Annotated in this window: 12 protein-coding genes and 1 riboswitch; of the genes, 2 read left to right on the forward strand and 10 right to left on the reverse strand. The window is 62.8% G+C overall.

Annotation, left to right across the window (positions count from 1 at the left end; all coding sequences use genetic code 11):
• Positions 1 to 24 precede the first annotated feature (24 nt).
• The 10 genes from ASD03_RS36630 to ASD03_RS36675 all read right to left on the reverse strand — a co-directional run bounded on the left by ASD03_RS36630 (position 25) and on the right by ASD03_RS36675 (position 10052).
• Positions 25 to 585, reverse strand: coding sequence for a TetR/AcrR family transcriptional regulator (locus ASD03_RS36630; protein ID WP_063963348.1), 561 nt, complete (start codon positions 583 to 585; stop codon positions 25 to 27).
• Between the two features lie 35 nt (positions 586 to 620).
• Positions 621 to 1706 (reverse strand): Gfo/Idh/MocA family oxidoreductase, encoded by a 1086-nt coding sequence (locus ASD03_RS36635; protein ID WP_057219120.1) that lies wholly within the window; start codon positions 1704 to 1706, stop codon positions 621 to 623.
• 37 nt (positions 1707 to 1743) lie between these two features.
• Positions 1744 to 2583: a carbohydrate ABC transporter permease gene (locus ASD03_RS36640; protein ID WP_057209818.1), complete on the reverse strand. Its 840-nt coding sequence runs from the start codon at positions 2581 to 2583 to the stop codon at positions 1744 to 1746.
• A gap of 1 nt (position 2584) precedes the next feature.
• Positions 2585 to 3499, reverse strand: a complete 915-nt coding sequence (locus ASD03_RS36645; RefSeq protein ID WP_057219122.1) for a sugar ABC transporter permease — start codon at positions 3497 to 3499, stop codon at positions 2585 to 2587.
• A gap of 4 nt (positions 3500 to 3503) precedes the next feature.
• The gene (ugpC, locus tag ASD03_RS36650) at positions 3504 to 4577 is read right to left on the reverse strand and encodes a sn-glycerol-3-phosphate ABC transporter ATP-binding protein UgpC (RefSeq protein ID WP_025429250.1); all 1074 of its coding nucleotides are present in this window, start codon (positions 4575 to 4577) and stop codon (positions 3504 to 3506) included.
• Positions 4574 to 5500: an ROK family protein gene (locus tag ASD03_RS36655; RefSeq protein WP_025429251.1), complete on the reverse strand. Its 927-nt coding sequence runs from the start codon at positions 5498 to 5500 to the stop codon at positions 4574 to 4576. The genes ugpC and ASD03_RS36655 overlap by 4 nt, the downstream gene beginning before the upstream one ends.
• Positions 5497 to 6297, reverse strand: a complete 801-nt coding sequence (locus ASD03_RS36660) for a hypothetical protein (RefSeq protein ID WP_057219124.1) — start codon at positions 6295 to 6297, stop codon at positions 5497 to 5499. Before ASD03_RS36660 ends, ASD03_RS36655 begins: the two co-directional genes overlap by 4 nt.
• A complete protein-coding gene (locus tag ASD03_RS36665; protein WP_057219126.1) occupies positions 6294 to 7169 on the reverse strand; it encodes a sugar phosphate isomerase/epimerase in 876 nt (291 codons plus the stop codon). The genes ASD03_RS36660 and ASD03_RS36665 overlap by 4 nt, the downstream gene beginning before the upstream one ends.
• A 37-nt stretch (positions 7170 to 7206) precedes the next feature.
• Complete coding sequence (locus ASD03_RS36670; protein WP_057219128.1) at positions 7207 to 8475, reverse strand: ABC transporter substrate-binding protein; 1269 nt, start codon at positions 8473 to 8475, stop codon at positions 7207 to 7209.
• Between the two features lie 251 nt (positions 8476 to 8726).
• Positions 8727 to 10052 (reverse strand): dicarboxylate/amino acid:cation symporter, encoded by a 1326-nt coding sequence (locus ASD03_RS36675; protein ID WP_057209827.1) that lies wholly within the window; start codon positions 10050 to 10052, stop codon positions 8727 to 8729.
• A gap of 230 nt (positions 10053 to 10282) precedes the next feature.
• Between ASD03_RS36675 and ASD03_RS36680 the strand changes: the two genes are divergently transcribed.
• A complete protein-coding gene (locus ASD03_RS36680) occupies positions 10283 to 12151 on the forward strand; it encodes a sensor histidine kinase (protein WP_057219130.1) in 1869 nt (622 codons plus the stop codon).
• Positions 12152 to 12154: 3 nt separating this feature from the next.
• Positions 12155 to 13516 (forward strand): sigma-54 dependent transcriptional regulator, encoded by a 1362-nt coding sequence (locus ASD03_RS36685; protein WP_057219132.1) that lies wholly within the window; start codon positions 12155 to 12157, stop codon positions 13514 to 13516.
• Positions 13517 to 13693: 177 nt separating this feature from the next.
• Positions 13694 to 13825, forward strand: a riboswitch (TPP riboswitch).
• The last annotated feature ends 92 nt before the right edge of the window (positions 13826 to 13917 follow it).

The following is a 13917-nucleotide window of genomic DNA, read 5'->3' on the forward strand; positions in this document are numbered from 1 at the left end:
CGAGCGCGTCGATGCGCGCTATTTTCAGTTTGAGGGCGCACGCGTCCGCTCAATCAGGCGGGCGGTGACCTTGCGCTTCATTTCCGGGTCGAGATGCATGACGTTGAAAACCTCCGCCATCCAGAGGCCCTCGACGGCAAGGCGGATGATCGTGGCGTCGACCGGATCCAGACCGTCTTCTTCGACCGCCGCCTGGCAACGGATGTTCTGCTGGCGCACGATCTCAAGCAGATCGGGAAAGTTGGAGAGCGCCGCAGTAATGCTGGCGCCGAGGCGGTCGTATTGCTCGCCGGTACTTGCGGCTTCCCCAAGCGTCGCGCCGACATAGGCTCGTGTGTAGCGGCCGTGCGGATCCTCGTCCTCATGCTCGATGCCGGCAAGACCGGTCTCGAAGCGGTAGACGAACCGTTCGACCATGGCGCGCACAAGGGCGTCCTTGCTGGCGAAATGATAGAGGATGCCGCCCTTGCTCAGGCCCGTCTGCTCCGCGACCTCGTCGAAGGTGAGCGAGGAAACGCCCTTGCCCACGACGATCGCCTCGGCGGCAGTCAATATACGGTCCCGTGCGCTTTCACGTTTTGCCATGTCGGTACAATCCAGTGTTGAAAAATCTGCGCACGCTATATCCCTGAACTCTCGCGCAGGCGATCGACGATCTCGGCCATCAGCGCCAGATCGTTGCGTGAATCGTCGAGCGTGGTTTTCGGCTGCGTGCCCTTGACCAGATGATCGTGGAAGGCGCGCAATTCGAGCGCGAAGGGGTCGGTATAATCAGGACCGAAGACCCTTGTCTCCGTCTCGGTGTCGGTCGAATCGATCACCTCCAGCGAGGTCGGCAGGTTGCGGATATAGGGCGTGTCGTAGCTGACACGCAGTTGCCGCCGGTCGGACAGCACCTCGATGCGCGCGTCGAAGCGGGCAACGTTGTCGATCATCGCCTCGTAGATCGCGGTGAAATGGCCATAGTCGAAAAGCGCGACGATGGATTCCCCATTGGCCTTGTGATGGGCCGCGATCACCCGCTTCGGCAGCCCGATCAGTTCGCGCATCGCCGAAAGGCTGTGGGACGACAGCCCGGTCAGGACCTGATAGGCGCGCATGAGGTCGGCGGGCGCATCCTCCCCGACGACCTGCTTCAGGAGCGCCGACGTCTGCGCGCGGGATTCGGCGAGGAACGCGGCGTCCAGATCGGTTGGGTAGAAGATGTTACGGGTCTGTTTGATGAAGAACGGGCCCTCGCAGATGATATCGCGCACGCGGACGTAACGGAGCTCTTCCGGCTTCGGCATCATTGCCTTGGCGCGAAGGAAGCTCGGCGAATAGCGGCGCATATAGGCGACGAACAGCAGCTTGTCGGTGGCCTTGGCGAGCGGCGCGACCGCGTCGATCTCACCGAGCGTGAGGCAGGCCGGCTTTTCCAGGAAGACATGCTTGCCGGCTTTGAGCGCCAGTTCGAGATAGAAGCTGTGCGTCTGGTCCGGCGTCAAAATGAAAACGGCATCGATGTCGGGGGAAGAGACGAGCGCCTCTGCCGTCTCGAACGGCTTTGCACCGGGGTAGCGCGCCGAACAATAGGCCGTCAGGCTCGGCGAGACGTCGTAGACGCCAGCAATTTCAAACAAGTTCCGGTGATCCGAAAGGATCGGCAGATGCATGAGCTGGCTGACTTCGCCAAGCCCGATCAAACCAACGCGAACGACACGCATGAAAGCAACCTTTCCGCCTCACGAACGAGGCAACAATTCAACCTTTGACCGCACCGGCCGTCAGGCCGGAGACGATATGTTTCTGGAAGATGAGAGCGAGGATGACCAATGGCACGGTGACGATCGTCGATGCCGCCATGATCGCGCCATAGGGGAATTCGTACCGGCTGGAGCCCGAGATCAGGGCGATCGCCACCGGCACGGTGCGGTTCTCGTCCGTCAGGATGAAGGTCAGCGCGAACATGAACTCGTTCCACGAGGCGATGAAGGCCAGCAGTCCCGTCGAGATCAGTGCCGGCCCCATCATCGGCAGGAAGATGCAGCGCACGATCCGCAAGGGCGAGCAGCCGTCCATGATCGCCGCCTCCTCGATCTGTTTCGGCAAATCGCGCATGAACGTGGTCAGCACCCAGATGTTGAACGGCAGCGTGAAGATCATGTAGGAGAAGATCAGCGAACCGACCGTGTTGTAGAGCCCGAGCCAGCGGATCATCTCGAACAGGCCGGACAGAAGCGCGATCTGCGGGAACATCGAGACCGCGAGCACCAGCAGCATGATCGGCGAACGACCGCGAAAGTCGATCCGGCCGAGCGCATAGGCGGCCGCAATCGCCAGCACCAGCGAGAGTGCGACGACCGAGAAAGCGACGACCAGCGAATTCAAGAGGCTGCGCAGGAAAACGCCGTCCGACAGGATCGCCGTATAATTGTTGAACTTCAGGTCCGGGAAGAACGTCACGTCGAAGATCGCCTGACCTGATTTCAGCGATGAGGCGATCATCCAATAAAACGGAAACAGCGTGTAGAGCGCGACGACGCCGAAGAGGCTGTATATCGCGATCCTGTGCAGGCGTTTGCGGGCGTTGCTTCTGACCATGTCAAACTCCCAGCAGACGGCGGTTGAGACGGAAGACGGTGACGTAGATCGCTGTCACGACGGCGATCATCAGGAAGACGGCGGTACTAGCAGCCGAGCCCACCCCCATGTCCTGGAAATTGACGAGGACCTCGCGGGCATAGATCGACACCGTCTTGGTGTCGTCGCTGTTGGAGGAAAGCACGAAGCTCAGGTCGAACATGCGCAACGCATCGAGTAGGCGAAAGAGCACGGCAACTGCAATGCTCGGCGCCAGCAGCGGCAGCGTCAGCGAGGTGAACTGCTTCCATGCCGGCACGCCGTCGATCGCGGCGACCTCGTAGATGCCGCGCGGTAGCATCTGCAAACCCGCCAGGATCAAAAGCACCATGAAGGGCGTGGTGATCCAGACATCGACGGCGATGATCACCGGCATGACCAGGGAGGCATTGGCAGTCCAGGCGATGCCGCTGTCGATGAAACCGGCCATCTTCAGCACGTGGTTCACGATGCCGAACTGGTCATGCAGCATCCACTGCCACATGCGGGCGCTGACCACGACCGGGATCGACCAGGGGATCAGGATGATCGCCCGCATGGCGCCGCGCCCGGCGATGTGGGAGTTGAGAAGGAGCGCGATCGTCAGCCCGAGAACGGTCTCGATCGACACCGAAATGACGGTGAAATACAGCGTATTGCGGACGGATTGCCACCACAGCGGATCTTCGAACAGCGCCCGATAGTTGTCGAAGCCGATGTAACTGTAGAAGTCCGGCTCCGTCAGCAGCGCGTCGGTGAAGGAAAAGACAAAGGTGCGCCCGAGCGGCCAGAGGGCGACGGCGATCAGCACCAGCAGGCTCGGCGCCAGAAACCACCAGGCGGTGCGGGCGCGGGCCTGCCGCAATCCGAGAGATCTTATTACTGCCCCTGACGTCATCGTCTCAAGCCTCCGCAGCGCGAAGCGCACTTTCGTCGACCCCGAACAGATGCGCCTTCGACTGCATCCAGCCGATGGTGATGTCGGCATTCGGCCGGAGATCCGGCTTGCCCTGCACCTTCATCACCAGCATCTGGCCATCGCCGACACGCGCGTGCACCAATGCCTCGCCACCGAGCGGCTCGACGAGCAGCACCTGCGCCGGGATCTGCACCTCGCCGCCGCCAAGGATCAGATCCTCGGGCCGCAGGCCGATGCTGATCTCGCCGTCATAGTCGATACGGCCGAGCGTATGGGTGCCCCCCATGACCTCCAGCCGGCTCGCGCTTGTCTCGCGATGCAACGTGCCCGGCAGAAAATTCATCCGCGGTGCGCCGATGAAGCTGGCGACGAATTTGCTCGCCGGCCGCTCATAAAGTTCCATCGGCGTGCCGACCTGGGCAATCCGGCCGTCCTTCAGGACGACGATGCGATCGGCAAGCGTCATTGCCTCGAGCTGGTCGTGGGTGACATAGACGGTGGTGGCCTTGAGCTCGCGGTGAATACGCGCGATTTCGACGCGCATTTCCATGCGCAGATCGGCATCTAGGTTGGAGAGCGGCTCGTCGAAGAGAAAGAGCTTTTGCGAACGCACCAGCGCACGGCCGATGGCGACCCGCTGCTGCTGCCCGCCGGAGAGCTGGGCGGGTCGACGGTGCAGCAGATGTTCGATCTTGAGAAAGCGCGCGACCTTGCTGACCCGCTCCTTGATTTCGCCGGCGCCCAGTCGCGCTGTCTCCAGCGCGAAGCCGAGGTTGCGCTCGACGCTCATGTGCGGATAGAGCGCGTAGGACTGGAACACCATGGCGATGCCGCGCTCGGCCGGCGGCGTTTCGTTCATGCGCCTGCCGCCGATCTGCAGTTCGCCGTCGGAAATCTCCTCGAGCCCGGCAATCATCCGCAGCAAGGTCGACTTGCCGCAGCCCGACGGGCCGACGAACACCACGAACTCTCCTTCGCCAACCTTCAGGTTGACTTTGTCGATCACGGTCAGCGCGCCGAAGCGCTTGACGACATCGGTTAGGTCAATTCCACTCATATGCGCACCGCCTGTTTGCGAGCTTTGTTTGCAAGCGCCGCCACGCCGACCGCGCAGGCCGTGTCGCCAAGGACGCTTCTGATAATGGGAAGATCCCGGGCGCCATCGGCCCAGATGAATGGGCGCGTCAGGCTAGCAAGGCGCTCGTTGACCGAAGGGTCGCCGCCGATACCGCCGCCAAGGATCAGGATTTCAGGGTCGAGTGTGTTGACGAGCTGCCCGAGATAGGAGGCAAGCGACAAAAGCGCGTCACCGACCATCGTGGCCGCCCTCGGATCGTGTGCTTCCGCTTCGAAGAGCTGCAGCGCGGTCGTCCCCGGACGGTCGATGAGTTTGCCGTAGCGCTCGCCGAGCGCCTTGCCGCTGGCGAAAAGCTCAAGATTGTGGCGTACCTGAAGGTCCTGATCTTCGCCGCCAAACGCCACGAGGTCGCTACCGGAAAAATGGATGGCAAAGCCGCGGGCGCCGGCATAGGGGGTGCCGCCGATCACCAGCGAATGCGACAGGCCGGTCGAAATCGTCACATAAACGAAGGGATCCGCATCGACGCCAGCTCCGATCCAGCCTTCGGCGTAGGCCGCGGCCCGTACATCGCTGTCGATATGAACAACACCGAAGCGGCTGAGATGCTGGCGGTAGTCGAGATCGCGCCAATCGAAATTCCAGGCCGATGCCGGTTCGCCGGCGCCGGTCACGAGTTCCGGCAGGCAAAGGCCGAGGCCTGCGGTATCGAGCTTGCGTGCGCTGCTTTCGGCCTCCATGGCCTCGGCGAGCACCCCGACCAGTTCGAGGACTGCACGGCCGCCTTGCTGGCAGGGCGTCGCGGCCGTGCGCTCAGTGATAACGGCACCGTCGGCCAGACGCACGAGGCAAGCCTTGGTCTTCGTCCCGCCGACATCGATGCCGATCGCGTGCTGGCTCACGGGCGCGCTCCCAATCGACCGGCCGCCGCGGCATCGATGTGCAATTCGGCGGCCCGGCATTCGGCGGCAATCGTCGCCGGCCAAGTGGCGTCATAGGCCGTGGCGCCGCTCATGCGTTCGCAGGCGTGGCGTTTGCCCTCGCCCCAGGCGATCATCGCTACGGATTTCGACAGCTCCGCAATCGAGCCGATACCGATGGTCACGCCATGCGACGGTACTTCGTCGATGCCGCGAAAGTCGGGGAAGGTCGCGAGATTGTCGCGCCGCGTCTGCTCGGCTAGAGCGACCACCCGCGTCCGGCTATCGCGCGCCGAGCCTGGCGGGTTGAACGCGATGTGACCGTCGCCGGCGCCGGAAGCGAGCAGAAAAAGATCGATGCCGCCGACAGCGGCGATGCGGGCATCATAGTCGTCGGGATTGCTTGGGTCCGGCATCCAGAAGTTTGCCCGAGGAATGCGAAACTCGGCAGGTAGCGCCGCGTTGATCCGCCCGACGATCTCACGCTCGCCGAACCCGCGGCAGGAGAAATGCACCGATGAAGGCGGTGGCGTCAGACGGTCGCCGCCGCTGGCCTGCAAGTATTCGTCCATCATGACGATGACCAGCCGCGAGCAATCGATCGGCTCAACCTTCAGCCGCCGGCCGATCGCCTCGTAGACCGGCATGGGGCTGCGCCCGCCCGGACAGCCGAGCACATAAGCACGGCCTTCGGAACCTCGCGCCCGGATGCCATCGACGATCCGCTCCGCCAGATGCTCTCCGATCGATAGCGGCGTATCGTGGATTTCGACCTTCATGCCTTTGCCCGCTCAGCCAAAAGCTCAGAAACGAAGCGGAAATTCCGTTCGGCGATGGTTTCCGGCGTGTCGAGATGGCCGCGCGCAAGATCCTGCTCGACCACGAGCGGGCCATCGTAGCCCGCCTGCCGCAGCGCATCGACGAAAGCGGCAATGTCGACGACGCCGCGATCGAGGTCGGTCATGATGCCCTCTTCGAAGGCGCGGTCGCTGTGGATGCCTTCGGCCAGAACCCGTTCACGATAGGCGCCATCGACGTTTTTCAGGTGGATGGCGTTGATCCGATCCCGGTGACGGACAAGGAAATCAGTCGGATCGGCCTTCCAATAGGCGTGGTGACCGGTATCGAGGCAGAGCCCGACAAGGCCTGGCTCCGTCTCGGCAAGCAGGCGCTCGATCTGCGGTTCGAGCTCGACGCAGGTGCCCACATGCGGGTGAAAGCTGAACTCCAGCCCGTGCGAGCGGGCGATGCATGCAGCGCCCGTGGTCTGCTCGACGACGGAGCGCCAGCCCGCTTCATCGACCACGCCCATCCTGTCCTTCGGATAGAACTCCGACTCGTCCATCAGGATGAAATGCGTCGCGCCGATTGCAGACAGCAGCCGACAGATCGCTTGCGTCTTTTCCTTAAGGACCGGCCAGGAGGCGGGATCGGCGAGTGTGTGGACATGGGCCGCCGCGACGACCGAAAGGCCGCGGCTGCCAAGCTCGGACGAAAGCACCTCTGGATCCGTGGCAAAGAAGCCGTAGGGTCCAAGTTCGGTGTGCCGGTAACCGGCCGCCTTGATGCGGTCGAGATAGTCGGTCCAGTTGATTTCGTTGCCTTCGGGCCAGTAAACGCCCCAGCAGCACGGTGCTATCGCAATGTTCACGGGTGATGTCCTCGATCGGTGGGAAATAGGCGGGGGCTTACCAGCCCCGCGCCTTTAGACGTTCCAGGTCGCTCGCAACCTTCGCCAGGGCATCGTCCGCGCTTTCCTTGCCGCTCAGCACATTGTGCACGCCATTGAAGATCCGCTGGGACACCCGGTTGTAGGACGCGCCCGTGACCTGCGACGGACGCGAGGCGCTTTCGGCATATGCCTTCTCGGCAAACCGCAGCGAAGGATTGGCCGCCAGAACGTCCTTGTCTTCGTAGAGCGCCTTCAGCGTCGGGCTATAGGCCTGGAGCGCGCGGCGCTTCTGTTCCTTGGCGCCGGTGAGATAGCGCACCAGGCTGACGGCGGCGTCTACATCGTCGGCGTATTTCGACACACCGAGAAGACCCGCCCCGTAACATCCGCTCGACTTGCCGCCTTCAGCCCCAACCGGAAGTGCCATGACGCCGACCTTACCGCGCAGCGACGATCCGTCGGCCTGCGTCGTGCCCCAGACATAGCTCCAATTGCGATGGAAGACCGAGTTCCCGGCTTCGAACACGCCGCGCGAGCCTTCTTCGTCGTAGTTCAACACGCCTTCCGGGCTGATCCCGCCGATCCAGGATCGGGCAATATCGAGCGCTTCGGCCGCCTTCGGATTGTTGGCTGTGATCTCGCCCTCGGGCGAAATGAAGGTTCCGCCGCCGTAGGATGCCACCCATTCGAGCGCGTCGCAGGTCAGCCCTTCATAGGCTCGCCCCTGCCAGACATAGCCCCACATGTCGGGACTGCCCGATGCCCGCTCCTTGTCCTGGATGAGCTTCGCCGTCTCGGTGAGCTCCCGCCAGGTCTTCGGCTCGGCCTTGCCGTACTTCTCCAGAAGGTCCTTGCGATAGAACATCAGGCCGGCGTCGACGAACCACGGCATTGCCAGCAGCTGGCCATTGATGGTCGCGTCGGCAAGAGACGATTCAAAATGGCTGGAAACTTCGTCGGCAGGCACCTTCTGCCGGAGATCGACGAGGTGCGACGCGAGCGTGCCGACCCAGATATTGTCGAGGGTCAGGACATCGACGTCGCCGGACTTTCCGGCGAGCAGCTGCTGGTAGAGCGGCAGCGCCTCGCCCCAATTGGCCGGCATCTTGTTGATCTTGACAGTATTGCCGGTTTCCTTGGCCCAGGCCTCGGAGGCCGACTGGCAGAGCTCGAGCTCCGCGCCGGCCGAGCTGCAGAAAATCGATACTTCGGCCGCAGCCGCTGGAAATGCGGCAAACGCCGCGGTGGCCAAGGCGGCCGCTTTCACACACTTCGTCCAATGCATTCTCGTCTCCTCCCCAGAAAACGCTTTGCCTCGATCAGTGATGACAAATTACTATACCGTCCAGACGGTATAGTAAAGTGGGGAGAACGAGAATTTCACAGGAGCGTTGGCGGCCCGGCAGCAAACCGCCAGCCTATGACCTAGGGCGGCAACGCCACGAGGCTATCCCGCAAAAGAAAAAAGGCGTGGCCCACCAGAAAGTGGACCACGCCTTGCCGCACCGAGATGCGGTCTTGCCCTGGGAGGCAGCTTTATTCGGCTGGCTGAAGACCCGGAACCGGGCTTTCCGGCAGCGCCCGGCCGCCAAGGGTTGCGGCAAGCTGGGTCTCATCCAGTTCGCCTTCCCACTTGGCGACCACGATGGTCGCAACCGCGTTGCCGACAAAGTTGGTCAGTGCCCGGCACTCCGACATGAAGCGGTCGATGCCGAGGATCAGCGCCATGCCGGCAACCGGCACCGCCGGCACGACCGAAAGCGTGGCGGCAAGCGTGATGAAGCCGGCGCCGGTAATGCCGGCTGCACCCTTGGAGCTCAGCATCGCCACGAGCAGCAGCAGCACCTGGTCGCCGAGCGACAGCGGAATGTCGGTCGCCTGGGCAATAAAGAGTGCGGCGAGCGTCATGTAGATGTTGGTGCCGTCGAGGTTGAAGGAATAGCCGGTCGGAATGACCAGCCCGACAACCGAGCGCTTGCAACCGGCCTTTTCCATCTTGCTCATCAGTCCCGGCAGCGCCGCTTCCGAAGAGGATGTACCGAGAACGAGCAGCAGTTCTTCCTTGATGTAGCGGATGAGGGCGACGATCGAGAAGCCGTTGTAGCGGGCAACCGCGCCGAGCACGACGAAGACGAAGAGCAGCGAGGTCAAATAGAATGTGCCGATCAGCATGGCGAGATTGGCGATCGAACCGACGCCATATTTGCCGATGGTGAAGGCCATGGCGCCGAACGCACCGATCGGCGCCGCCTTCATCAGGATCGCGACCAGCTTGAAGATCGGCAGCGTCAGCGCGTGCAGGAAGTCGACGACAGGCTCCGCCTTCTTGCCGACCATGGCGAGGGCCAGGCCGAACAGAACGGAGATGAACAGCACCTGCAGGATATCGCCCTCGGCAAATGCGCCGACGAGCGTGGTCGGAATGATGTTCATCAGGAAGCCGGTGATCGACTGCTCATGCGCCTTCTCGGCGTAGGAGGTGACCGCCTTGACGTCGAGCGACGCGGGGTCGATGTGCATGCCGGCGCCGGGCTGCACCACATTGGCCACGATCAGGCCGATGATGAGCGCGAGCGTCGAGAAGGTCAGGAAGTAGATCATCGCTTTGCCGGCGACCCGCCCGACCTTGGCGAGATCGGTCATGCCGGCAATGCCGGTGGCGACGGTCAGGAAGATGACCGGGGCAATAATCATCTTCACCAGGCGGATGAAGGCATCGCCTAGCGGCTTAAGCTGCGTGCCGACCTCCGGGTAGAAATGGCCGAGCAGGATGCCTGCGGCGATGGCCGCCAGAACCTGGACATAGAGATGACGATAGAAAGGTGTCTTGCCGCGCGGTTCCGCGGATTGGTCGATAATCATGATATCCTCCACTTAGGCCCAGTCCGGCGTCATGCCGGGCCTCCCAGGCCCTATTTCCGAAGCGCGACAGCTCGGGCTGTCATGAGGATGTCATTTGCAATGGGCGTGCCAGATCGCAGCACAGCTGATCAGGCCATTGAAATATCGCCATTTTTTCGAGAATCTTGGATCACGCACACGAATATTTGAGCGGATATCCGCACAGATCATCTGGAAACTTGCGCGGAATAATGCACAATTCCGCCATGTCCATGCCCGCGCCCAGCCCTATCAATCCAGAGGATCTCGACCGGCACATGCGCCGCGCCTGGCTGATTTTTGCCGCGCTAGCGTTAGTGCTGCTGGCAGCGGGGCTTTTTTTCGCCGGCGAATATGGGCGAAACAAGGCGCTTGAAACCGTCGACATCCAGAGCCGCATCGATGCCAATCTCAAGGCCTCGCTGCTGAGGGCAGTGCTGGAGCGGCAGCGCGCGCTGCCTCTGGTACTGGCAGACGACGTAGAGGTGAAGACGGCGCTTGAGAAGGGTGGCGACCAGCCGTTGCAGCGGCTCAATCAAAAGCTCGAGGCGCTGGCCGCCAATACGGATGCGGCGGTGATCTACGCGATTGGCCTCGACGGCGTGGCGGTGGCTGCCAGCAACTGGCGCGAGCCAACCAGCTTCGTCGGCAATGACTACGCTTTCCGCGAATATTTCCGGCTGGCGATGCGCGATGGCAAAGCCGAGCATTTCGCCATGGGCACCGTCAGCAAGCGGCCAGGCCTCTACATATCAAGACGTGTCGACGGGCCTGACGGCCCGATTGGCGTCGTGGTCGCCAAGCTCGAATTCGGCGGGGTCGAGGCCGATTGGCTCGCCTCCGGCAAGCCGGTCTATGTCACCGACCGGCGCGGCATCGTGCTGATCACCAGCTTCCCGTCCTGGCGCTTTATGACGACCCGTACCATTCCCGGGGATCGCCTCGCCGCCATCCGCGACAGCCTGCAGTTCGGCGATGCCTCCCTGCTGCCGCTGCCGTTCCGCCGGATCGAGCCAACGAGCAATGGATCGAGCGTGCTGACAGCGCTTCTGCCCGGCAGCAGCGAGCGGCAGTACCTCAGGGTCGAGACCATGGTTCCCTCGACCAGCTGGCGGCTGGAGCAATTGGCACCGCTAGACGCAGCCCTTGGCGCCGCGAGCCGCGAGGCAAGGCTGCTGGCCCTTGCCGTTATCGTGCCGCTGCTGGCGCTTGCCGCATTCCTTCTTCGCCGGCGCCAGGCTTTGACGCAGGTCGCGGCCAACGAACGCGCCGCGCGCGATGAGTTGGAACGCCGAGTGGCCGAGCGCACACAGGACCTAAGCCTCGCCCGAGATCACCTCGAAACCGAGATCTCCGACCACAGGCGCACGGGCGAGAGGCTGCAGGCGGTGCAGCAGGAACTGGTCCAGGCCAACCGCCTGGCAATCCTCGGACAGGTGGCGGCGGGCGTTGCCCACGAGATCAATCAGCCGGTCGCAACCATCCGCGCCTATGCCGACAATGCGCGCACCTTCCTCGACCGCGGCCAAAAAGAAACCGCCGTCGAAAATCTCGAAAGCATCGCTGCGCTGACCGAGCGGGTCGGCACCATCACCGACGAACTGCGCAGCTTTGCGCGCAAGGGCCGTTTCGTCGCCGAACCGACGGCGATGCGGGAGGTGATCGAAGGCGCTCGAATGCTGCTGCGCAGCCGCTTTGCCGGCCGCATGGACGCGATCGTCATCGACCTGCCTGATAACGGCCTCAGCGTGCTCGGCAATCGCATCCGCTTGGAACAGGTGCTGATCAACCTGTTGCAGAATGCCCTGGAAGCCCTCGGTGATCGGGCAGACGCTGAGATCCGTGTGCGGTGCGAGTTAGGCCCCTCCGAAACAGTTTCGCTTGTTGTCGCCGACAATGGTCCGGGCATTCGGCCCGATATCCTCGAAGACCTTTTCACCCCGTTCAACACCTCCAAGGATGAAGGCCTCGGTCTCGGCCTTGCCATCTCCAAGGAGATTGTCGCTGACTATGGCGGCGACATCGAGGTCAAGACCGGCCCAGAAGGCACCGTCTTCACCGTGCGTTTGAAGAGGGCCTGAGCGATGCAGCAATCCGTATGCCTCGTCGACGACGACAGCGAACTCAGGCGGGCGATGAAGCAGACGCTGGAGCTTGCCGGCCTCGCGGTCTCCGCCTTTCCCGGCGCGGCGGAAGCGCTCGCAATCCTCAACCCGGATTTTGACGGCATCGTCGTCAGCGATATCCGCATGCCCGGGATCGACGGCCTCACGCTGTTTCGCCGGATCGCCGACTTCGACCCCGACCTGCCCGTCATTCTGGTCACCGGCCACGGCGATATCCCGATGGCCGTTCAGGCCATTAAGGACGGCGTCTATGATTTCATCCCGAAACCCTTTGCCGCCGACCGTCTGGTGCAGAGCGCACGCCGCGCCTTGGAAAAACGCCGGCTGGTGATGGAAAACCGCGCGCTGAAACGCGCAGCCGAAGTCGCCGGTGAGAGCCTGCCGCTGATTGGCCAGACACCGGTCATGGAACGGCTGCGCCAGACCTTGCGGCATATCGCCGACACCGACGTGGATGTGCTTGTTGCCGGCGAAACCGGCAGCGGCAAGGAGGTGGTGGCGACGCTGCTGCACAATTGGAGCCGGCGCCGCAACGGCAACTTCGTGGCGCTGAACTGCGGCGCACTGCCGGAAACGGTAATCGAGAGCGAGCTTTTCGGCCACGAGCCCGGCGCCTTCACCGGTGCCCTGAAGAAGCGCGTCGGCCGTATCGAGCATGCGAGCGGCGGCACGCTTTTCCTCGACGAGATCGAGGCGATGCCGCCGGCAACGCAGGTCAAGATGCTGCGAGTGCTTGAAGCCCGTGAGATCACGCCGCTTGGCACCAATATCGTGCGCCCCGTCGATATCCGGGTCATCGCCGCGGCCAAGATCGACCTCGGCGACCCGGCCCAGCGGGGCGATTTTCGCGAGGATCTCTATTTCCGGCTGAACGTCGTCACCCTGTCGATCCCGCCGCTGCGCGAACGCCGGGACGATATCCCCCTTCTCTTCTCGCATTTCCTGACGCGGGCAGCCGAGCGTTTCAAGCGCGACGTGCCGACGCTTTCGCCGGCCGTCAGCCACTATCTGATGTCTCATTCCTGGCCGGGCAATGTGCGCGAGCTCTCGCACTTCGCTGAGCGCGTCGCCCTTGGCGTCGAAGGTTCGCTCGGCCAACCGATTGCCGCGGCGCCGACCAGTGCCGGCCTGCCCGAGCGGATCGAGCGCTACGAGGCGGAAATTCTGAAAGAAGCGCTGCGGGCGCAGCACGGCGACGTCAAGGCGACGATCGAAGCGCTCGGCATTCCGCGCAAGACCTTCTATGACAAGCTGCAGCGGCACGGCATCAACCGTGCGGATTATGCCGATCGCCGGGGATCAGAGAAGTCCGGCCGCTAGCGCATTTCCAGGAAAAGTGCGGAGCGGTTTTCCGTCAGGAAATGCGCAAAAACCAAAAGAACGAGCGTGCCCGCGGCTTCGTCTCATCCGGAAACGCTCTACCGGGCAATCAACAGGCCTGACACGCAACCTTCGGATTAACGCTTGACTGCGCATCCGGATCGATGGCTATCTCTAGGCATTCACCAGGGGGGTCCCGTCAAGGGGCTGAGATACTGCTGGGCGGATCGGCTTTGCCGACCGAGGCGCAGTGACCCGTTGAACCTGATCCAGTTCATACTGGCGTAGGGACGGTGCAGACATTGACGCCACGATTCCGTCATTCGCGCGGAATTTCAGGCGAACATGTCTTTTCCTTCCGGCTTCAGAACTGGGTCTCCAACCGCAAACTTGGAGCCTCA

This window comes from Ensifer sp. Root127 (assembly GCF_001425225.1).
In the GTDB taxonomy this organism is placed as follows: domain Bacteria; phylum Pseudomonadota; class Alphaproteobacteria; order Rhizobiales; family Rhizobiaceae; genus Ensifer; species Ensifer canadensis.